This window comes from Microbacterium immunditiarum (assembly GCF_013409785.1).
Taxonomy (GTDB): domain Bacteria; phylum Actinomycetota; class Actinomycetes; order Actinomycetales; family Microbacteriaceae; genus Microbacterium; species Microbacterium immunditiarum.
Genome location: NZ_JACCBV010000001.1, coordinates 1,599,612 through 1,619,110 on the forward strand (window position 1 = coordinate 1,599,612; position 19,499 = coordinate 1,619,110).

At 66.4% G+C, this 19,499-nt stretch carries 26 protein-coding genes; 13 read left to right on the forward strand and 13 right to left on the reverse strand.

Translation table 11 applies throughout. From position 1 onward, the window contains the following. Window positions 1–46 precede the first annotated feature (46 nt). The 3 genes from BJ991_RS07305 to BJ991_RS07315 all read left to right on the forward strand — a co-directional run bounded on the left by BJ991_RS07305 (window position 47) and on the right by BJ991_RS07315 (window position 2,635). On the forward strand, window positions 47–1,126 hold the full coding sequence (locus tag BJ991_RS07305; RefSeq protein WP_179488784.1) for a DNA glycosylase AlkZ-like family protein: 1,080 nt from the start codon (window positions 47–49) through the stop codon (window positions 1,124–1,126). Window positions 1,127–1,236: 110 nt separating this feature from the next. Continuing rightward, entirely contained in the window at window positions 1,237–2,193 is a 957-nt protein-coding gene (locus BJ991_RS07310) for an alcohol dehydrogenase catalytic domain-containing protein (protein ID WP_179488786.1), read from the forward strand. A 4-nt stretch (window positions 2,194–2,197) separates the two neighbouring features. Next, entirely contained in the window at window positions 2,198–2,635 is a 438-nt protein-coding gene (locus BJ991_RS07315; protein WP_179488788.1) for a VOC family protein, read from the forward strand. Between the two features lie 81 nt (window positions 2,636–2,716). On the opposite strand, the gene BJ991_RS07320 is transcribed toward BJ991_RS07315, so the two are convergent. Next, window positions 2,717–3,871, reverse strand: a complete 1,155-nt coding sequence (locus tag BJ991_RS07320; RefSeq protein WP_179488790.1) for an MFS transporter — start codon at window positions 3,869–3,871, stop codon at window positions 2,717–2,719. Between the two features lie 21 nt (window positions 3,872–3,892). Continuing rightward, window positions 3,893–4,243 carry an ArsR/SmtB family transcription factor gene (locus BJ991_RS07325; protein ID WP_179488792.1) on the reverse strand — a complete coding sequence of 117 codons (351 nt, stop codon included), beginning with the start codon at window positions 4,241–4,243 and terminating at the stop codon, window positions 3,893–3,895. An 87-nt stretch (window positions 4,244–4,330) separates the two neighbouring features. Between BJ991_RS07325 and BJ991_RS07330 the strand changes: the two genes are divergently transcribed. The 6 genes from BJ991_RS07330 to BJ991_RS07355 are packed head-to-tail and all read left to right on the forward strand — an operon-like array spanning window position 4,331 to window position 9,019. Next, entirely contained in the window at window positions 4,331–5,650 is a 1,320-nt protein-coding gene (locus BJ991_RS07330; RefSeq protein ID WP_179488794.1) for an FAD-dependent oxidoreductase, read from the forward strand. A 14-nt stretch (window positions 5,651–5,664) separates the two neighbouring features. Continuing rightward, on the forward strand, window positions 5,665–6,159 hold the full coding sequence (locus BJ991_RS07335; RefSeq protein WP_179488796.1) for a GNAT family N-acetyltransferase: 495 nt from the start codon (window positions 5,665–5,667) through the stop codon (window positions 6,157–6,159). 35 nt (window positions 6,160–6,194) lie between these two features. Then, complete coding sequence (locus tag BJ991_RS07340) at window positions 6,195–7,103, forward strand: metalloregulator ArsR/SmtB family transcription factor (RefSeq protein WP_179488799.1); 909 nt, start codon at window positions 6,195–6,197, stop codon at window positions 7,101–7,103. A gap of 41 nt (window positions 7,104–7,144) precedes the next feature. Then, window positions 7,145–7,567, forward strand: a complete 423-nt coding sequence (locus BJ991_RS07345; protein ID WP_179488801.1) for an arsenate reductase ArsC — start codon at window positions 7,145–7,147, stop codon at window positions 7,565–7,567. After that, window positions 7,560–8,222 carry an arsenate reductase ArsC gene (locus BJ991_RS07350; protein ID WP_179488803.1) on the forward strand — a complete coding sequence of 221 codons (663 nt, stop codon included), beginning with the start codon at window positions 7,560–7,562 and terminating at the stop codon, window positions 8,220–8,222. Before BJ991_RS07345 ends, BJ991_RS07350 begins: the two co-directional genes overlap by 8 nt. After that, entirely contained in the window at window positions 8,219–9,019 is an 801-nt protein-coding gene (locus BJ991_RS07355; RefSeq protein ID WP_343048677.1) for an aquaporin, read from the forward strand. Before BJ991_RS07350 ends, BJ991_RS07355 begins: the two co-directional genes overlap by 4 nt. A 159-nt stretch (window positions 9,020–9,178) precedes the next feature. Here the strand turns inward: BJ991_RS07355 and BJ991_RS07360 are convergent, their stop codons facing one another. Continuing rightward, window positions 9,179–9,418 (reverse strand): excisionase family DNA-binding protein, encoded by a 240-nt coding sequence (locus BJ991_RS07360; protein ID WP_218852895.1) that lies wholly within the window; start codon window positions 9,416–9,418, stop codon window positions 9,179–9,181. Window positions 9,419–9,679: 261 nt separating this feature from the next. Between BJ991_RS07360 and BJ991_RS07365 the strand changes: the two genes are divergently transcribed. Both BJ991_RS07365 and BJ991_RS07370 read left to right on the forward strand, forming a co-directional pair. Then, window positions 9,680–10,054 (forward strand): hypothetical protein, encoded by a 375-nt coding sequence (locus BJ991_RS07365; protein WP_179488805.1) that lies wholly within the window; start codon window positions 9,680–9,682, stop codon window positions 10,052–10,054. A gap of 267 nt (window positions 10,055–10,321) precedes the next feature. Further along, complete coding sequence (locus tag BJ991_RS07370; protein WP_179488807.1) at window positions 10,322–10,498, forward strand: hypothetical protein; 177 nt, start codon at window positions 10,322–10,324, stop codon at window positions 10,496–10,498. Between the two features lie 76 nt (window positions 10,499–10,574). Here BJ991_RS07370 and BJ991_RS07375 read toward each other — a convergent pair whose 3' ends face one another. After that, window positions 10,575–10,868: a hypothetical protein gene (locus tag BJ991_RS07375; RefSeq protein WP_179488809.1), complete on the reverse strand. Its 294-nt coding sequence runs from the start codon at window positions 10,866–10,868 to the stop codon at window positions 10,575–10,577. Window positions 10,869–10,918: 50 nt separating this feature from the next. On the opposite strand from BJ991_RS07375, the gene BJ991_RS07380 reads away from it, so the two are divergent. Beyond that, the gene (locus BJ991_RS07380) at window positions 10,919–11,758 is read left to right on the forward strand and encodes a hypothetical protein (RefSeq protein WP_179488811.1); all 840 of its coding nucleotides are present in this window, start codon (window positions 10,919–10,921) and stop codon (window positions 11,756–11,758) included. Here BJ991_RS07380 and BJ991_RS07385 read toward each other — a convergent pair. Both BJ991_RS07385 and BJ991_RS18920 read right to left on the reverse strand, forming a co-directional pair. Continuing rightward, the gene (locus tag BJ991_RS07385; protein WP_179488813.1) at window positions 11,755–12,402 is read right to left on the reverse strand and encodes a DUF488 domain-containing protein; all 648 of its coding nucleotides are present in this window, start codon (window positions 12,400–12,402) and stop codon (window positions 11,755–11,757) included. The two genes, BJ991_RS07380 and BJ991_RS07385, sit on opposite strands and share 4 nt — an antisense overlap. Before the next feature lie 50 nt (window positions 12,403–12,452). Next, window positions 12,453–12,842, reverse strand: a complete 390-nt coding sequence (locus tag BJ991_RS18920) for a helix-turn-helix domain-containing protein (RefSeq protein ID WP_425487522.1) — start codon at window positions 12,840–12,842, stop codon at window positions 12,453–12,455. A gap of 427 nt (window positions 12,843–13,269) precedes the next feature. Here BJ991_RS18920 and BJ991_RS07395 point away from each other — a divergent pair, with 427 nt between their 5' ends. Next, window positions 13,270–13,791 (forward strand): hypothetical protein, encoded by a 522-nt coding sequence (locus BJ991_RS07395; protein ID WP_179488817.1) that lies wholly within the window; start codon window positions 13,270–13,272, stop codon window positions 13,789–13,791. A 57-nt stretch (window positions 13,792–13,848) separates the two neighbouring features. Here BJ991_RS07395 and BJ991_RS07400 read toward each other — a convergent pair whose 3' ends face one another. From BJ991_RS07400 to BJ991_RS07430, 7 genes are all read right to left on the reverse strand, one after another. Then, window positions 13,849–14,490 carry a hypothetical protein gene (locus BJ991_RS07400; RefSeq protein WP_179488819.1) on the reverse strand — a complete coding sequence of 214 codons (642 nt, stop codon included), beginning with the start codon at window positions 14,488–14,490 and terminating at the stop codon, window positions 13,849–13,851. After that, a complete protein-coding gene (locus tag BJ991_RS07405) occupies window positions 14,487–17,024 on the reverse strand; it encodes a phage tail tape measure protein (protein WP_179488821.1) in 2,538 nt (845 codons plus the stop codon). The genes BJ991_RS07400 and BJ991_RS07405 overlap by 4 nt, the downstream gene beginning before the upstream one ends. 2 nt (window positions 17,025–17,026) lie before the next feature. Further along, a complete protein-coding gene (locus tag BJ991_RS07410) occupies window positions 17,027–17,380 on the reverse strand; it encodes a hypothetical protein (RefSeq protein ID WP_179488823.1) in 354 nt (117 codons plus the stop codon). A gap of 44 nt (window positions 17,381–17,424) precedes the next feature. Then, window positions 17,425–17,802, reverse strand: coding sequence for a P27 family phage terminase small subunit (locus BJ991_RS07415; RefSeq protein ID WP_179488825.1), 378 nt, complete (start codon window positions 17,800–17,802; stop codon window positions 17,425–17,427). Window positions 17,803–17,927: 125 nt separating this feature from the next. Next, window positions 17,928–18,506, reverse strand: a complete 579-nt coding sequence (locus BJ991_RS07420) for a hypothetical protein (RefSeq protein WP_179488827.1) — start codon at window positions 18,504–18,506, stop codon at window positions 17,928–17,930. Next, entirely contained in the window at window positions 18,503–18,718 is a 216-nt protein-coding gene (locus tag BJ991_RS07425) for a hypothetical protein (protein WP_179488829.1), read from the reverse strand. Before BJ991_RS07425 ends, BJ991_RS07420 begins: the two co-directional genes overlap by 4 nt. Then, window positions 18,715–19,344, reverse strand: a complete 630-nt coding sequence (locus BJ991_RS07430) for a hypothetical protein (RefSeq protein WP_179488831.1) — start codon at window positions 19,342–19,344, stop codon at window positions 18,715–18,717. Before BJ991_RS07430 ends, BJ991_RS07425 begins: the two co-directional genes overlap by 4 nt. Window positions 19,345–19,499: the final 155 nt, after the last annotated feature.

The following is a 19,499-nucleotide window of genomic DNA, read 5'->3' on the forward strand; positions in this document are numbered from 1 at the left end:
CGCGAGTCGCCGAGGTGTGGGAGACGGGCTGGCGGTCCGAGAGCTCATGACGCACACGCTCACCCGCGAGCAGGCGCGCCGCATCATCGTGCGCGCGCAGCTGCTCGACGCCGAGCGTCCGGGCGACGTCGTCGAGGTCGCGGAGCAGCTCGGCCAGATCAAGATCGACCCGACGGCGGTCATCGCGCCGTGTGAGCACACGATCATGTGGTCGCGCATCGGGTGGTCGTACGAGCCGGGGCAGCTGCAGAAGGCGGTCGAGGAGGACCGGCTGCTGTTCGAGCTCGGTGGCATGTTCCACCCGATGAGCCTGCTTCCGCTCATGCTTCCCGCCATGCGCACGTGGCCGCGCCGCAAGAGCACCCGGGAGTGGCTCGAGGCGAACGACCGGTTCCGCAAGGACGTGCTCGCGCGCCTGCGCGCGGACGGCCCGCTGCTGGCGAGCGACATCCCCGACACGGCCCAGGTGAGCCGCCCGCCGGACGGCTGGTCGGGCTCGAACCAGGTGCCGATCATGCTCGACTTCCTCTCGCGGCAGGGCGTCGTCGCGATCACACGGCGCGAGGGCCGTCACCGCGTGTGGGATCTGGCGGAGCGCGTGTATCCGGCTGATCTTCCCGAGGTGCCCGCCGATGAAGCCGAACGGATGCTCCACGAGCGCACCCTGCAGGCCACAGGCATCGGCCGCTCGCACTGGTGGTGGTCGCCCGTGGGCGACGCGGGGGAGCCCGCCCGGGTCGAGGGCAGCACGTGGAAGCTCCGCGTCGACCCCGAGGCGCTCGCGGCGCTCGACGACGATCGTGGGGGCCGAGTCGCGTTCCTCAACCCGTACGACGGCCTGCTCTACGACCGGGGTCGGCTCGAGGAGGTCTTCGAGTTCACCTACGTGCTCGAGCAGTTCAAGCCGAAGGCGCAGCGTGTCTACGGGTACTTCGCGCATCCCATCCTGCTGGGCGACCGGTTCGTCGGCATGCTCGACGCCGAAGTCGACCGCAAGGCCGACGTGCTGCGCGTCAACGCGATTCACGAGTTCCTGCCGTTCGAGCCCGAGGAGATGGAGATGGTGCGCGCCGAGATCATGGAGCTCGGCGAGTGGCTGGGGGTGCCGGTCGCGGGCCTGCCGTGACGGGCCTTTCGCGGCTCGTGGAGCCGACCTAGCCTGGGATCGACCCCGCCGAAGGGGGCGAGGCCGGGACGCGGAGCGTCCCTCAATCCGGGTGAAGGAGGTCGAGGGCGATGAAGGCATGGCAGTTCGCGGGCACGGGCAAGCCCCTGGAGCTCAACGAGGTGGAGGAGCCGCACGCGGGTCCCGGCGAGGTCGTCGTCGACGTCAAGGCATCTGGGGTCTGTCATTCGGATGTCACGACGCTGGACGATCCCGGCTGGATGGCCCTGTTCCAGCACGGGCTGCCCCGGACGATGGGGCACGAGTCGGCGGGAGTCATCAGCGAGGTCGGCGAGGGCATGGAGCACTGGAAGGTGGGCGACCGAGTCGGTCTGGCCCCGGTCATGTCCGACGGCGACGCGCTCGGCTACGGCAAGTGGGACGGCGGGTTCGCGCCCAAGCTGCGCGCGACGGATGACAACCTCGTCGTTCTGCCGGACGAGGTGCCGTTCGATCTCGGGGCGATGGCGACGGATGCCGGGCTCACGGCGTACCACGCGATCATGGCGGTCGGCGGCGCGAAGGCGGGCATGCGCGTCGGCGTGATCGGCCTCGGCGGGCTCGGCTACATCGGGGCGCGGTGCGCAGCGCTCATCGGCGCCGATGTCTACGGGGCCGAGATCAACCCCGAGACCCAGAAGCTCGCGGACGAGATCGGCCTGGCGGGCGTCGCGGGATCCATCGACGCGTTCAAAGACAAGAACCTCGAGCTCATCGTCGACTACGCGGGGTTCGGCACCACGACGTCGGCCGCGATCGAGACGCTCACGGAGTTCGGCACACTCGTGCAGGTGGGTATGGGACGCCTCGAGGCCACGATCAACACGTACCCGATCATCATCAACCAGCTGACGATCAAGGGGTCGAAGTCGGGGACGAAGGAGGATCTCGCCGGCATCTACGACATCATGCGCAGCGGCGACCTCAAGCCACCGGTCAACCACATCACCCACGCCGACATCCCTGACGCGATCGACAAGCTCCGTCAGGGAGGCGTCATCGGCCGCTTCATCGCGATGTACGACTGATCGCATGCCCATCAAGCTCGAGAACGTCGGCATCGCCGTTCGAGACATCGAGGAGGCCATCGCGTTCTTCACCGACCTCGGACTGACCGTGCTCGGCCGAGACGAGGTCAGCGGGGAGTGGGCTGACACCGCGGTCGACCTGGACGGCAACCACGTCCGCATCGCCATGTTGCAGACGCCGGACGGCCACGGCCAGCTCGAGCTCTTCGAATACATCCACCCGGATGCGATCGAGACCGAGCCGACGCTGCCCAACGAGATCGGCATGCACCGGGTCGCGTTCTCGGTCGACGACATCGACGAGGCGCTCGCGATCGCGGCCAAACACGGATGCCACCCGCTGCGCGGAGTCGCGAACTACCAGGACGTGTACAAGCTCGCGTACGTCCGTGGTCCGAGCGGCATCATCGTGATGCTGGCGCAGGATCTGACCAAGGGCTGAGGGTGCACCGAACCGGAGCATGCTGCTGACGTACGTGCAGGCATCCTCCGTGGCGATTGTGGCGCCCGCATCGATCTCAGGCTATCGGCGGATCGCCATTGCGCCTCCCATCGCGCACACCACCGCCATCGTCAGAGCCACGAGGGTGTACGTCCCGGCAGTCGCGGCCAGAATCGCGGCGGCAGCGGGCGCGAAGGCTGTCAGCGCGATCACCGGAGCGGCGAGCACTCCATTCAGGCGTCCGTATGTTGCGGCTCCCCACCGGTCGGCGACCGCCGATGCTTGCACGAGCGTCAGAGCGCCCCGAATCGCGCCGGCCACGATCGCGGCAGCGAAGACCCCGGTCGGACTGGATGCGACGGCGAACAGGACGAGGGCGGCAGCGCCGAGCAGTCCCACGCACGCGGGAGCGATCCACGGGGCGGCGGTGTGGGGGACGACCAGGTAGACGAGGCGCCCGAGCACCTGACCGGCGCCGATGAGTCCGAGCACCCAGGCGGCGGCCTGGAGGTCCAGCCCCTTCTCGACCGAGGCGGGGACGGCCGAGAGCGTCACGGCGTAGAGCGAGAAGGACATGAGTGCGAACGCGATGGTGAGCGCCCAGAATCGCACTGAGCGGAGCACGCGACTCGCGGCTCCGCCTGCGGCGGGTTGCCCGGTGACGTGTGTCCAACGCCGCTCGATCGTGAGGGCGTATGTCGGCAGCGCTGTCACCGCGAGGATCGCGGCGAGGACGAAGAAGGCCGTCCGCCAACCCAGCTCGAGGATGAGCCAGCCGGTGAGCGGAGCGAAGATCGTGGACGCGAGGCCGCCGGCGAGGGTGACGAGCGTGAGCGGTGCGCGCCGTGCCGCGCGGTAGCGGTGAGTGATCACCGTGAACGCCGCCTGGTAGAGCACACCGGATTGCGCGATCCCGCAGAGGATCCAAGCGGCGGCGAATATCCAGATGGTCGGTGACAGGGCGGCCACGGACATCGCGAGAGTTCCCATCATCGCTCCGCTGACCATGACCCGCCGGGGATGTCGGTCCAGCCATCGTCCGATGGGGATGGAGCTGAGCGCGGAGACGAGAAGTCCAGCTGTGACCGCGACGAAGATGAGCTCGTCATCCCAGCCGGTGTCGGCTGAGATCGCCGGCGCGGCCACGAGGACCCCGTAGTACAGCACGCCCCACGAGACGACCTGTGCGACGGCGAGCGCGGCGAGCCTAGCGCCCGAACCGCGCGCTGCCGTCATCGATCGGCCGGGGGGCTGCGGTCACGACGCGACGAGGAGCTGCGAGATTCTGTCGAGCGCCCCGGGCACCAGCTTGAAGTACGCCCACGTGCCGCGCTTGCTCCGTGTGAGGAAACCGGCCGTCGTGAGGATCTTCAAGTGGTGCGACACCGTCGGCTGGCTCAGCCCGATCGGCTCGGTCAAGTCGCACACGCACGCCTCGGAGTCCTCGGAGGCGGCCACGATCGACAGGAGACGGAGCCGCGCCGGATCGGCCAGCGCCTTCATGGTTGCGGCCAGCTGCTCCGCTTCGGCCGCAGTGAGAGGCTCCCGCACCAGCGGGGCGCAGCATGCGCCGGCGGAGACATCCGTGACGTCGAGCATCGTGACCATGCATCGACAATAGTCGATATTGACAGACGTCGATAGAGGGATGCAGAATCAAGCATCGAAGTTCATCGATATCCGTTGGAGGATGCTGTGACCCTGCTTGATCTGACACCCCGGACCGCCGCGACCGACCGCATGTCGACCCTGCCCGTTGCGATCATCGGCGCGGGCCCGATCGGGCTGGCTGCTGCGGCCAACCTCGTCGAGCGGGGGATCGACTTCCTCGTGTTCGAAGCAGGCGACCACGTCGCTGCGAGCGTCCAGCAGTGGGGGCACACCCGCCTCTTCTCGCCCTGGAAGCACCTGGTCGACCCGGCCTCCCGCCGACTGCTGGAACAGCGGGGGTGGACGCTTCCCGACCCCGAGCGCGCGCCGACAGGGGCCGAGCTCGTGGAGAAGTATGTCGCACCCCTGGCCGAGCTGGAGGAGATCGATTCGCGAGTGCGGCTCGGTGCCGAGGTGATCGGTGTGACCCGCGAGGGCATGGACCGCACCCGCACCAGGGCGCGCGCCACGACACCGTTCGTCGTTCGCGTCCGCACGACGGACGGCGCGATCGAGGATGTCCTTGCGCGTGCGGTGATCGACGCATCCGGAACGTACCGTTCGCCGAACTCGCTGTCCTCGAACGGACTGGACCTGCTCGGCATGGCCGACATCGCCGACGCGGTCACCCCCGCGCTCCCCGATGTCCTCGGCCGCGACCGGGAGAAGTTCGCCCGACGCCACACCACCGTCGTCGGCGCCGGCCACTCGGCGGCGAACACGCTCCTGGGGCTGGTGGAGCTGGCTCGGGAAGAGCCCGGTACGTCGGTCACCTGGCTGATCCGGAACGCGCGTGCGGTGCGGGTCTCCTCGTCACCGGATGACGAGCTCGCTGACCGCGCGCGACTGGGCAGCCGCGTCGACCGGGCCGTCGCCGAGGGCCGCATCACGGTACTCGACGGGTTCGAGATCATCCGTGCGCGACGTGCCGACGATCGGGTCGAACTCGTCGGCCACCGGCGCGATGAGGTGGTCGTTCACGGCACGGACATCGTCGTCAACGCGACGGGGTTCCGTCCGAACCTCGACATCCTGCGCGAGATCCGGCTGGAACTGGATGAGATCGTCGAGGCCCCCAAGCGCCTCGCTCCGCTGATCGACCCGAACGTGCACTCCTGCGGCACGGTGGAGCCGCATGGCTTCCGAGAGCTCACGCACCCTGAGCAGGGGTTCTTCATCGTCGGCATGAAGGCCTACGGCCGCGCGCCGACCTTCCTCCTGACCACGGGATACGAGCAGGTTCGCTCGGTCACCGCCTGGCTGGCCGGCGACGTCGTGTCGGCGTCGAACGTGGAACTGGTGCTTCCCGCGATCGGGGTCTGCTCGACGAGCCTCGGCGACGGCGCTTCGAGCTGCTGCTCGTGACAGCGGTTCGGGCGATGACGGCGGCCGACTGGCCGGCCGTCGAGCGGATCTACGCACAGGGGATCGAAGACGGGGAGGCGACATTCGAGGTCGCCACCCCGTCGTGGACGGCCTTCGACGCGGGCAAGCTCCACGAGCTCCGGTTCGTCGCGGTCGATGAAACCGGGGCGATCGTGGGATGGATCGCGGCGTCGGCCGTGTCGGCGCGTCCCGCTTATCGTGGAGTCGTCGAGCACTCGGTCTACATCGATCGCGCGGCTCGGGGGCGTGGCATCGGCCGCCTCCTCCTCGACGCGTTCATCGACGCCGCGGAGCATGCGGGGATCTGGACGATCCAGTCGAGCATCTTCCCGGAGAACGCCGCCAGCGTTCGCCTGCACGAGGCCGCGGGGTTCCGCGTCGTGGGTCGACGGGAGCGGATCGCCCGATCCGGGACCGGCCCTCATGCCGGCGCGTGGCGTGACACGCTGCTCATCGAACGGCGCAGTTCGATCGACCGGAGCGGTTGAACGGCGACCCACGCGGGCGAGATAGACTGGCGTCTATGGATCCGGTGGCGACCACACCCGCGCTCACGGTGCTGGCCGACCCCACCCGAGCACGCATTCTCCGACTGATCCGAGATGCCGAGGACGGTCGCGCGCGGGTCGGTCGCCTCGCCGATGAGCTCGGGCTTCGTCAGCCCACCGTCAGCCACCATATGCGCGCGCTGCACGACGAAGGCATCGTCATCCGGGAGCCCGAAGGTCGTCGAGTCTGGTACTCGATCAGCCCGGCGCACGTGGACCGCATCGACAGCCTGCTCGGGGATCGGGCGGCGGTTGTCAACGCGGGCGAACCCGACCTCGACCGCGTCGTCGCCGACCTGGCCGACCGATACGCGGGGGTGATCAACAGGCAGACCGTCGGCCGATACGTCCAGGAGAGCCACGATCTCCTCGCTGCTCGCGAGAACACACCGCTCCTTGCATCGCGCACCGCTGCCTTCGCCGCCCAGCGTCTCGACGACCTCCTGCGCAGGGGACAGCGCGAGCAGCGCGAGCAGCGCGAGCAGGGAGTGCCGGAGGTCCTCTTCGTGTGCGTCGAGAACGCCGGGCGTTCCCAGTTGGCTGCCGGCATTCTGCGACAGCTCGCGGGCGATCGCGTGCTGGTTCGCACCGCGGGGTCGGCGCCGGCGAGAGACCTCCGCGCCTCAATCGTCACGGCGCTCGATGAGATCGGCGTACCGGTCGGCGGAGAATTCCCCAAGCCCCTCACCGACGAGGCCGTCCGGGCGGCCGACTACGTGATCACGATGGGCTGCGGCGACGCGTGTCCGATCTACCCCGGGCGCCGCTACCTGGACTGGGATATCGATGATCCCGCCGGAAAGCCGCTCTCGGTGGTCCGCGGCATCCGTGACGACATCGAACGTCGGGTGCGTGACCTGCTTCCTGCGCTCATCAATCAATAGATCGTGGTCTATGCTTTCTTCCGAGAGGAAGCGAGACCGACATGACTGACAAGAAGCCCACCGTCCTGTTCGTCTGCGTGCACAACGCGGGGCGATCCCAGATGGCCGCCGGATATCTGCGAGCGCTGGCCGGCAACCGTATCGAAGTCCTGTCGGCCGGATCTGCGCCGAAAGACGAGATCAACCCCGTCGCCGTGCAGGCGATGGCCGAGGAAGGCATTGACATCGCGGGGAACACGCCCAAGGTCCTGACGGTCGACGCTGTGAAGGAATCGGACGTCGTGATCACGATGGGATGCGGCGACGCCTGCCCGATCTTCCCCGGCAAGCGCTACGAGGACTGGGAGCTCGACGATCCCGCCGGGCAGGGGATCGACGCGGTTCGGCCGATCCGTGACGAGATCCGCTCGCGCGTCGACGGCCTCATCGCCGAACTGCTCCCCGTGATCGCCGACCATGACTGAGCGCCGCGGTCAGGACGCGCTGCTGTCAGCGGACTCGGTCCTCCACCGTGCGGCCGAGCGGCTCGCGCACCAGTTCGCGGGCATGGTCGGCGAAGAGACCGTCGAGCGTGTCGTGTTCGAGTCCTACGCCGCCCTCGCCCGAACGGCAGCCGTCTCCACACTCCTGCCGAGCCTCGCGGAGAAGTTCGCTCGTGACCGGCTGCTCGCCCTGGCACAGTCCCGCGGACTGATTGCGAAGCCCGTGCCGGAGATCCTCTACGTCTGCGTCCAGAACTCCGGTCGCTCGCAGATGGCGGCCGCGCTGACCAGGCACCTCGGCGGCGAGCGGGTGCACGTGCGCTCCGCGGGCTCGCAGCCCGCCGTCGGCGTGATGCCGGAGGTGGTCGCAGTCCTGGCGGAGATCGGCGTCGACGTCGGCGACGAGTTTCCCAAACCGCTGACGGACGACGTCGTGCGAGCCGCGGACGCGGTCGTCACCATGGGTTGCGGCGACGCATGCCCGCTGTACGCGGGCAAGAGGTACCTCGATTGGGACCTGGACGACCCCGCCGAACTCGACCTCGAGGGAATCCGCGAGGTGTGCGACGAGATCCGTGCACAGGTCGAGCAGCTCCTCTCCGAGCTGCTGCCGCAGTCAGGGGCGAGGCGGTCGTGACGGCCGGCCTGACTCTCGCCCGACGCGCCGGCGCCGAGATGCTCGGCACCGGGCTGCTCGTAGCGGTGGTCGTCGGTTCCGGGATCGCGGCGCAGCGCCTCTCGGCCGACACCGGACTGCAACTGCTCGAGAACTCGATCGCGACCGCGCTCGGACTGGGCGTGCTGATCCTGCTCCTCGGCCCGGTGTCGGGCGCGCACTTCAACCCCGTCGTGTCGATCGCGGACGCACTCCTCGGCCGCCGCGGCCGGGTCGGGCTGCCGTTGCCCGCCCTCATCGTCTACACCTTCGCGCAGATGAGCGGAGCCATCGGTGGGGCTGTGCTGGCGAACCTCATGTTCGCGGCGCCGACGACACTGTCGACTACCGCCCGCGCCACACCGGCCACCGTTCTGGCCGAAGTCGTCGCCACCGCTGGGCTCGTCCTGCTGATCACCGGGCTGGCGCGCGCGGGCCGGCCCGTCCAGCAGGTCGCCATCGCCGTCGCCGCGTACATCGGAGCCGCGTACTGGTTCACCAGCTCCACGGCCTTCGCGAACCCGGCGGTCACCGTCGGCAGGGTCTTCACCGACACGTTCGCCGGCATCGCACCGGCCTCAGTGCTTCCCTTCCTGGCCGGCCAGCTGCTGGGCGCCGGCGTCGCAATCGGAATGGCGGTGCTGCTGTTCCCACATGCCGCCTCCCAGACGGCCGACCTCGTCGCGGAACCTGTGCTCACTGAGCCTGGCGTGGCAGCGGCGGAGGATGTGGTGACGCGGAGGATGGGGGATTCGAACTCACATAGACGAGCGCGCTGATGAGCCCCCTTGCCGCGGAATATCAACGGTTTGCCGCCCGGGGCAATCGGGACGGGTGCAGTTAATCGCGTTCGTAAGCGGGTCGGCGCGTCTACTACTGCACCCCAAGCTGCGCCCCCAAGGGGTGATCCCACGGGCGGGGCCGTGAAGACCACGCGCTCAGTCGACCTTGAGTGAGTCGAGGTAGTCGTCCAGGTCCTCACGGAAGAAGATGAGGAGCTTCCCGTCACGACGGGCAACGATCTTGTTGTCCCGCTTCAACTGGCGCAGGAAGGAATCTGAACGGCCGATGTATATAGCGGCCTCGTGGACGGTGTACGCCCGCTTATCTCGTCCGATTGCCTCTGGGCTGACCGCGCTGACAATCGCTTGTTCAAGTTTGGGGTCGAGTCGGATCACGAGTGTCATCCTCCACGTCCGAACGGTTGTTGTCGCACAACACCATCGCGGCGGAGACACCGGGGGGCCATACTCGGAGGGCATGGGGAACAACGAGTACTGGGTGATCTCGCTCCCGTCTGGGCAGCGCCTCAGAGGTGAGGACGTTCTGGCGGCGATGAATCGCGAACTGGCAGAGCTGGCAGATAGAGGGTGGGAGGTAGCGGCCTTCGATCGCCCAAGCGCGATTGGACCGGCCACATTCGTGCTGAGGAAGTCGCGGTGAGCGACCGCACGCCACCAGGGATCCACCAGACCCCGAAGAAGTCGGGCGGATGCCTTTGGCTGGTGCTCGCGATAGTCCTGGTTGCGGCGGGTGTTGGGGGGTGCACCGCCCTGCTAGCTGCCAACCGCGAACCCTACGATGCCGACAACAAGTACGAGGCGATCGCTCAGTGCGAAGCGAGAGTGAAGGAGCAACTGAGGGCGCCCTCTACCGCTACCTTCGATCTTGACGCGACCGGTTCTGGCACTTGGACAGTGACCGGGACGGTGGATGCTGAGAACGGATTCGGCGCGATGATACGCAACGATGTCCAGTGCACCGTGATCATCGAGGGCGACCGTGCCCGAGTTCGAATCGACCTGTTGGAGTGACTCCGGAGGGGACGGGGGTGTGCCCCCAACAGCACGGGGGGCCGGGGCACACCCCCGCGGGCCCACGTCGGCGTATGGGCCACTTCGGTGTTTCCCCCCTCGAAAGTTTCTAGCGGAATCCCCCGCGGAACGTCCAGATCCCTACAGCGAGAACCCCACAACTTGTGCGAGGTTCTGCATAACGTCTTTGGCTCTGTCGCCAAGACAGGCAACGGGACCGAACAAGCTTTTCACCCTCATCCGAGAACTCGCGAGAGCATCGTATACATGGCGATTGCATATGACTACGAGGGCGCTGCCGCTGCGATTGGTGTGTCGGTTTACAAGATTCAGGCTGCGGTGCGTGAGAACCGGATCGCGGTGAAGTATTGGGGCAAGGACGTCCTGATTCCTCACGAGGAGCTTGAGCGGCTGTTGGCGGAGCTTCCTGAGGAGCGCGACTAACCTCCGGCCGCGTACGGCCAGGGACCGATCCGTTTGGGTTGGTCCGGGATCGATTCTTGCCGATGTACAATGCGGGCTAATCGCCCACGAGCTCGGATGTCGCCGGGTCGACGCGCCCTCCAAGTTCCACGGTAGCCCTCCCGACCACATTGTCGATGTCCTGCTCGATGTCGTACAGGCGCCATTCGCCCTCAAGCTCGTAGACGACGCTGAAATGCAGGCGCTCACCGTCCACGTTCTGCCGAATGTATCGCCCCACACGTACGTGGAAATCACGGAGAGCAGACCGCTGGTACCGCGCTGCGCGTTTCTGGAAGGCGTCCCACTGGTCGCGAGGAAGCACACCCGTTGTCGTGATCCTGGTGCGCATCTCGGCACGATATCCGGAATATGCCTCGCATGACAGTACGATCTGGACGCATGGCTGTGCGCACGGAGGCCGCCCAGGTCCTCATCACTGTCAAAGCGTCGCCGGTGCCGTCCCAGAAGTACGGCGATACCGTTTGCGTCGCGGGCGTCAGGATGGATGCCCCGAGCGCATCCTTCATCCGCCTCTACCCAATCGCCTTCCGCTGGCTACGCGCAGACGCGCAGTTCAACAAGTACAACGTGGTGGAAGTCGAAGTGCAGCGGCGCACATCCGATACCCGCCCCGAGAGTTATACGCCGATCGAGGGCACATGGAAAAGAGTAGATCACCTGAAAGAGTGGTCGCGCAGACACGAAGTGCTTTCGCAGATCGCTCCCACCACGACGTGCCGGCTGATGCGCGCCGCTGAAGTCAACCATGCAGCCCCGTCGCTGGGTCTCGTCTACCCCGCCGACATTGATGATCGTCTCGAGTTCACCAAGAGCGAGCCATGGACTGAGGCGGAGCTCGAGAAGATGCGTAGCCGCGCCCGACGCGAGTCCGAGACCCTATTCGATGACGGGCACGTGATCCCGCCGCTGCTCAAGAAGCCTCGGTTCGACGTCCGCTACCGCTATCGATGTGCCGACAAGGCGTGCCCGGGCCACGGCGCCAAGATCCTCGACTGGGAGATCACGGAGCTTCAACGACGGTTAGCAAGAGACGACGACGACACCTTCAAGCGCAAGGTGGAAGCGAAGTTCATCGGGCAGATGTTTTCGAGCAGTCGCGAGAGCGGGTTTTACCTCGGCAACTTCGAGCAGGCGATGAAGCGCGGAAAGTTTAGCGTTCTCGGTGTCTACTGGCCGAGAAAGAGCGACACCGCTCCGCCCACGCCGACGTTGTTCTAGACCGGCAGGAGATCCCTGTTGACGTGAGCTGACAGCGCTTCGCGCACCTGCTCTCGGTGGCAGTGGCGTTCGTCCGCTTCGAAGCAGAACAACGCGATCGTCTGCGTGCGCGCGAGCTTCGCGACCTCCTGCAGTGCCGCGTCGGCCCGCTCCGTGAGGAGAACTTCGCGGAAGCGATCCCGCGCGGCATGCGCGACGTCGGTGTCGGTCGTTGCGTACCCCTCACGGTTATCCCGGTGATTGCCAAGTTCGGGCTTGTGAAGGTAGTCGATACCAGCCTCATGAAGCGCCGCGGCGAGCCCCGTCTTGGAGAAGCCTCGCTTTCGAGAGATTGCGTTAAGCCGGACGTCGACGAGGACGTCGATCCCATGTAGCCGGAGCTTCGCCACGAGTGCATCGACAGTCTGGCCTTCGTAACCGAAGCCGAGGATCTTGGGCACGCGCGGGGCCTCCTTATTCTTGGCCGCCCGGTGAGCGGCCGTGCGGCATTTCGTCGAACAGAAGCGAGCACCTGCACGCGCGATGAATTTGATGCCGCAGCGAGTACACGCGTGCAACTCGCCGCTTCTACGACGGATCTCGCGGAGAACGCCTAGGCGCAACGCCTGAAGCTCTCCGAGTGAGAGCGCCTCGAGTTCGACCATGTAACACATATTATACGTTACAGGTGATCGTCGGTGGTGAAGGACCCCCTTTACGGCGTCCGCTTCCGCGCTAGGGACCTGTAGGACTGCGCCCACGGATCCCGCGATCTCTCGAGGTGCGCGATCACCTTGGACGCCATGAACCGCCAGTGTCTGCCGGCTTTGAACCCCGGAATGTCGCCCCGCCGAACCATCGCCACGACAGTCCCGCGGGACACGTTGAGTATCCGCGCCATTTCCGCGGAGTCGACCGCTACCTCGTGTTCGTCACGCACGGTTACGTCGCCTGAGGCCGCGGCGGAGTGAAGGGTCCGCAAAACCAACCGCGATACTCGGCATGGTCGGGAGGAACGCGAGCCTGCACGCGCGGCACTCGAACCCAGGCGAGCGGTCGCGGAGCGCGGTCCCACAGTGGGGGCAGTGCGGCTGCGTGAGCGCATGGGCGACGTCGTACACGCGAGCTACCCTATTGGTTCGGCCGGAGAAGGGACGCCGGCTATCCACAGAACCTCCGGCGAGCACGGCCATTACCAAGAATCGCCGCTACGAGGGCTACTACGACGCCCTGAACGACCGCCGCATGGCGGAAGCCGCCGCACGTCCTTGCACGCTCCCAGCTCAGGCGTACGGCCCTGAGCCGATCCAATGGGTGCCAGTGGGTCAGTCGAAGCCACCGGTGTGGGTGTGGGTGCAGTGGCCACACCGGCCCGCGGAACGGATCGGGGCGTTCGCGGCTGGGTGGAACGACAGGGTTGTGGTGGTGGAGTGGACTGGGCCGGGTGGGACGCGGAACACTGTCGTGTGGCGCAACGCCGTGACACGTCGCGTCCGTTCGTGATGTCGGACTGCTTCGCTAGGGTCAGCGCCATGACTGACAATTCTCCCAACGAACTCGACCGCCCGAGCGAACTTTTCTACGCCATTCAAGGATTGCCTGACTGGCGAGAAGTATTCAGCGACGTGACGGATCCGAACTGGTCCCCGATTCACAGACAGGCTGGCAGCCTTCTGTCGACCATCCTTGTCGCCACGGACGAAGGAAGGAGCATCGTCGCGGTCGCGGGGGAACTCTATGGTGAGAAGGGATATCTGGCCGCCGTCACGACGACCGGGGTCGTATATGCCGACTGCAACCCCATCACACACCAGCGGTTGGAATTCTCCGTTACCCTGCACCCGTTCAGCGACGTCGAAGAGGTCACTATAAACGCGGACCATGTGTACTTCAGGGGAACTGAGGAGAGCCCGCGTCACCGCAGGCTCACCATGGCGCTGAAGGTTGCTGGGCGTACCGCAACGTTCAAATCGCATGGCGTGACACCGCTCACGACCGGTGACGACGTATTCGCGGCAATGAAGACCGTGCGCGACGGCCGCGCGAGCTCGTAAACGCACGCAACGGGGGTGCGCCAGGATCTCTCCCAGCACACCGCCCACAAGAGGCGTTCACCCCATCGGTCTGGGCATCGCCGCTACCGACTCGTCGTAGTCGTCGAACCGGTGCCACAGCGCCGTCTCGATGTGCCCGTTCTGGACCATCGTCGCGATCAGGTCACCACCGATCCGGACACCCCACCCGTGACCCAACTGCTCGTGGTTCATGTCCCGCACCCGGATAGCGAGGTCGATGACCTCCTGCTGCGACTGCGGGCGCTGGTACTGGAAGTCGGGCAACACCGGCTTCACCGTGAACTGGGAACCTTCGAACCGTTCCGGCTCGAAGTCGTTCGTCGACCGGTACGCGTACGACACGATCTTGTTGGAACCGGCAGGGAACCCGTGATGGTAGACGGTCGACGTCATCGGGAACTGCTCATATGCGGCGTTGTACTCGTCCCACAGCCTCCGCAGCTGACCGGGTGCCACCTCGTTCACCGTCTCGATGTCGACGAGGCCGGGCGTCGTGTCGATGACGTTTCGCCAGGACATGCCGACGAGGTGGGACCCGAGCGTGGAGACGGTCATGTTCAGGTGCGGGAGGGCGGTGACCTTCGACCCGAACATGTACGGCTTGTCCTCGAGCGTCACAACCGTGTCCGCGACGAGCAGCGCCCACTCGTCGGTCTGATCCGTGAATAACAGGCTCATCGTGCCCCCACCAACTCTCGTTCCATGTCCCACCGTTCCGCCGCGGCACCCTCCCCAACGACGTCCATCACCGTGTGTTCGTTCTCCGCAGGGGCCGCCATGATGGGCACCGAGTCGATCCCGTCGGGGCCGGGACCGTAGATCGCACCGCCCGCGGCCTTGCCCGGGAGCGCCCCGCCACCCATGCTGGGGTTGCCGGTGATGGTGTCGACCGTGACGCCCTTGTAGTTGGGGAGCGCGTTGAGTGCGTCCTTGAACGCCTGCAACCGGTTCATCGCCGTCTGGTTCTGCAAGTCAATGTAAGTTGACACGTTCCCGGGGATGAGTCCGAGGTCGTCGGCGTAATCCTCCGCAGCCTGCCCCGTGATACCGAACTGTCCGAGCATGTCGATCAGCTTCTGACGCCCGGTTTCGACAGCCGCGGTGGCATCCTCCTGCGAACCGGTCTGCTCGTAGATCGCGGCGGCGAGGTCCAGCGCGGACGTCGCGATGTCGTCGAGAGCGGCCTGGTTCTGCCGTCCCGCCTCTGTCGTGATGTCCAGGCTGTTGCCGTTCTCCCTGACAGACGCTTCGAGGTCGTCGAGGGCCTGCTCGAACTGGCGTTGCGCATCCCGAGTGTCGAGGGTGGCCTGGCCGAAACCACGGATCGTGTCCGCGAGCCCATCGACCTCATCACCTGTTGTGGCGGCTTGGCCGGCGAGGGACCGCAGCGCCGCCTCGTTCTGGGCGGTGACGTCAACGGACTCCTCGAGCGCGAAGTTGAGCACGTCCTGAGCGGTCGCCGCTTCCCCCGCCTGTGTGAGATGGTCGCGGATCGCGTCCCGCAGGTGCGGCATCTCGTCCAGCAGAGTCGACGCCTGCGCCTCCGACAGCCCGAGCTCGTCATTCCACTGCTGGAACTTCGCCACCGCGTCCTCGAGGGGCAGGTCGGTGATCTTCCCGTCGAGTTCGGTGAGCGTGTCACGCAGGCTCAGGACGTCGAGTCCGACGTTGCCGAGTACGTTTCCGGAGCCGATAGCGTCAAGCGCCCGAATCACCCCATCCGCGGTCGCGTCGGTCGTGATCTTCAACTCATCCATCGCGTCCGTGAACGACAGACCCGTGGTGAGCGCCTTCGAGATCGCGTCATCCGTGCCACGCACCTCCCGAGCGAAGTTGGTAAGCGCCTCGGTCGCGACAGTCACACCCACCGCAACACCCGCGACAACACCAGCACCCTTCGCCAGAGCCCCCACACCCCGCGCCGCACGCTGCGCGTTCGGGCCCAACACGGTCAGGGCCGCGTTGAACTCCGCGACCTTCGGGACCAGCAGCAGATACGACCCCAGCGCGGTCGCACCGGTCGCGCCCAGAGCACCGATCCAGAAAACGGCCTGCTGCGCCCCGTCCGGGAGGTCGTTGAACCCGTCCACAAGCCCCGTGAGCGTCTGCACCAACCCCCGGAGCGGCCCCTGAGCCGCGTCCCCCATCGAGATCATGGCGGAGTCCACCGCGCCGCTCAGGGCCTCGAAATCGCCCTTCAGGTTGTCGAGCTTGGTTTCCGCTGTCTCGGCCGCGTAACCGGCGTGGTCAACCTTCTGCGTCCACTCCTCAATCCCGTCAGCGCCCTCGTTGTACAGGATCGTCGCGGCACGGATCGCATCCTGCCCGAAGATCATCGCCAACGTCGCCTGCCGCTGCTGATCCGTCATCCCACCAAGGGCAGACTCGAGCTCACCCGCGAGACCCTGCAACCCGACGAACTGGCCCGACGCGTCATACGCCTCGATACCGAGCTCGGTCATCAGGTCCTTGACTTCCTCAGTTGGGTTCGCGAGACGGAGAAGCATGGTCCGCAGCGACGTACCCGCATCCGACCCCAGCAGGCCAGCGTTAGCGAACGCGGCGAGGGACCCCGCCGTCTCCTCAACGCTGATACCGAACTGGTCAGCGACAAGGCCCGCCTGCTTCAGCGCCTGAGCCATGTCCCCGACGTCGCCCATCGCCTTACCCGCACCAGCCGCGAGAAGGTCCGCAACGTGGGTTGCCTGGTCGCCGGCTAGCCCGAACTGCTGCAACGTCGTCGCCGCGATCTCACCCGCCTCCGCGACGTCAAGCCCCCCAGCCGCCGCGAGGTCCAGAGAACCCGCCAGAGCGCCGCCGAGGATGTCCGACGCCGAGAGGCCCGCTTTCGCCAGGTTCTCAATCGCCCCCGCGGACTCCTCCGCGCTGTAGACCGTGGACGCCCCAGCTTCGATAGCCGCCTCACGGAGAGCGCCGAGGTTCTGCCGTGCGTCCTCACCCGTCGCGGCAACATTCGACATCGCAGCGTCGAAATCGGCGGCACGCTTCACCGCGACACCCAGACCCGTCGCAAGCAACCCGCCCGCGACGAGAGACGCACGCCCCAACTGGTCGAACGCCTGCTTCGTCTTCGCGAGCTTGTCCGCCTCACTAGCGGTCTCCGCGGTTACCTTGCGGGCCTTCTCCATCCCCGCCAGATACCCCTGCATCTGCGCGGTCAACGTGACCTTCACGATTCTGTCTTGAGCCATGTTCAGTTACCTTTCGAAGCCCCATCTGTCTTTCGCCGCTCAACGGAAGCGATCCACTCCCAATCGGCCTGTGTGATCTCGCGACCCAACATCCCGTGCCGCTCCCGCCCCTCGAGCGCGAAGCTGAACAGCGGAACCTCACGGGGGACCTGCGTCCAGTCCGGGAACGGCCACGGGTTATTCGCGTAACGCTTCACCCACCCCTGAGCGACCGCGTACGCCTCCACAACCTCGCGGAACGCCGTCAACGGCCCCTGCCAAGGATCCGGCTTCAACCCATGCACCGCGCAGAACTCCCGGATCGCGTCATCATGCCGCCACATCGGGTGCAGCCGAGTAGTCAACTCGATCGGCACACCGCCCGCCGTCGTCGTTTGCCGGCGCACTCTCCGCTTCGCCACTAGTTCACCGCCCGCAAACCACGCGCCGCCGCACCGGCCTTCGCGCGTTGCGTCTTCCAACGCTCATGCGCGCGCACGTCCTCATCGCTCGGCGGCAACTCCAACGCAGCGACCAGGCGCGTCAGCGTGATCTGCAGCTGTCGGGCCTCCTGGACCGCGGGATGCACGATGCGCTGACCCATCGAACCCTCCGAAGTCACGCCCTCGTCAGCGATCACCGCGTCAAGAGCCTCGAGCCGATCCAACGTCCGACACGCCTCGATCAGCACCTCGGTCTGAGCGACCTCGAACTCGTAGTCCGCGTGCAGTTGCCGCCAGAACGCGCGGCCACGCTTCCCCAAACCCCGCGGCGGGGTCGGGGCTTTACCTTCGGTCATGTCGGCCTCCTTCCGAAAAACAGCGACTCGAGAAGCACGCACTTGGGAGAGACCTCACCGGCGACTCTGGTGGGTGTGGGGGTTGGGGGTGTCCCCCCACCCCCTTGTCCGCGTCGCGCGGCCAATCAAACGTCGTGCTCCTCCGAGGGGCTGACACCGAGCTCGTGTGCGTGGAGGATTGCGGTGACTTCGATGGAAGCGACGTCGGATGCGGATCTGGCGTTTGCCGCTCTGGCCGCGATCTGGCGGGTCACGTCAAGGACGGTGTTCGTGTCCCTGACGGCTTGCATCGCGGCCCGTACGGCGGGGTCCGTCGCGGCGGTGGCGTACCGGTTGGCCACCTCGACGCGCAACGCTGTGATCTCGGCTTCGGACTCGAGGGGTGGCCGGTTGGCTCGTATCCAGTTGGGTGCAAAGCGCTCAATGGCAAGCAGGTCGTCTTCGGATGTGATGCGGAGAATGTCCATCCAGTGGCGTCCCGCCGCCAGCATGGGGGCGATGTTGTACTCCCATGCCTGGGCGGTGCGGGCGAGGTGTGCGGGGTCGGTGGTGTCGACCCGGGGGCGGAGTTCGTCGGCTCTCTCTGCTGCTGCGGCCGCGACCTTGTCGATCTCATCGACTGCATGGGAGGTCGATGAGATGAGGGTGGCGCGCGTTGCTTCGATTTGGGAGGCCCGGTTGCGTTCTTGCGCGTCGGGGGTCACGTGTCCCCCTTGAGCTGGTCGTTCAGGTTCCGCATCGCCGCGAGCGTCTGCCGGACCTCGCGCTCTTTGGCGGTCGGGTTCTGGTCGGCTCTCCGCACAAGCCACTGGATGGACTCTTCTCGGCTGAGGGGGCCGCGGTTGATGCGGCCGGTTTCGCGGCGCCACCGGTCCCACTCCTCGAAGCTCATGTCGCGGGGGTCCTTGTCGGTCATTCCGGGCCCCCGGACTTTCGTCGGCTGCCGAGCTGGATGGTGAGGCGGGTGTACAGGTCGACGCTCCGCCTGGCGGGGTTCTCGAAAGCTGCAACCGGCAGGGTTGCGAGGTCGTTCACGTATCCGGCTGCGTTGATCGCGGAGAACTCGTCGTTCTCTACCCGCACTGAGACTCGGTCGTAGTCGTGGTGCAGTGGAGCGATCCCGAACGGTTCTGGTCGTGACGTGTCGTTGCGGGCTTCTTCGACCCCGAGTTCGCGGAGACGTTTCCGCCAGGCGCGGATCTGTTCGGTGCGTTCCTCGTTGAGGCGGTACCAGTTCAGGATCGCGTCGTCGATCGCGCGGAGCGCTTCCAGAAAGGGGGCGGGGTCGTTGGCGGCTGCTTCGACGTCCGCTTTGACTGCTTCGATCGCGCGGACCCGTTCGGCTTCCTGGTTCTGTTCTGCGATGTTCTTCGCAGCGTCGAGGCGCATCTGTGCGAGTCGGACGCTGGATTCGGCGTCTGCGAGGTCTCCGGGTTTCACGGTGCGGTCGCCGGCTGCGATCTTCTGCTCGAGGTCTGTGAGGTGCTGTTCGGCCTTGGTGAGGTCGGTTGTTGCCGCGTCGATCGGGTTCTTCGTTGCCATTGGTTCGCTTCTTTCGTTCAGTCGCCGGTGAGGGATTGGCAGGGTTGGATGGATCCGAGTTCAGGTGCTCGAACGTTCATTCGTAGGGCGGTTCTCGGTTATGCGACGCCCTTCGTCGCCTTGTAGAAGTGGCCAGCCCAGAAGCTGCCGGAGGG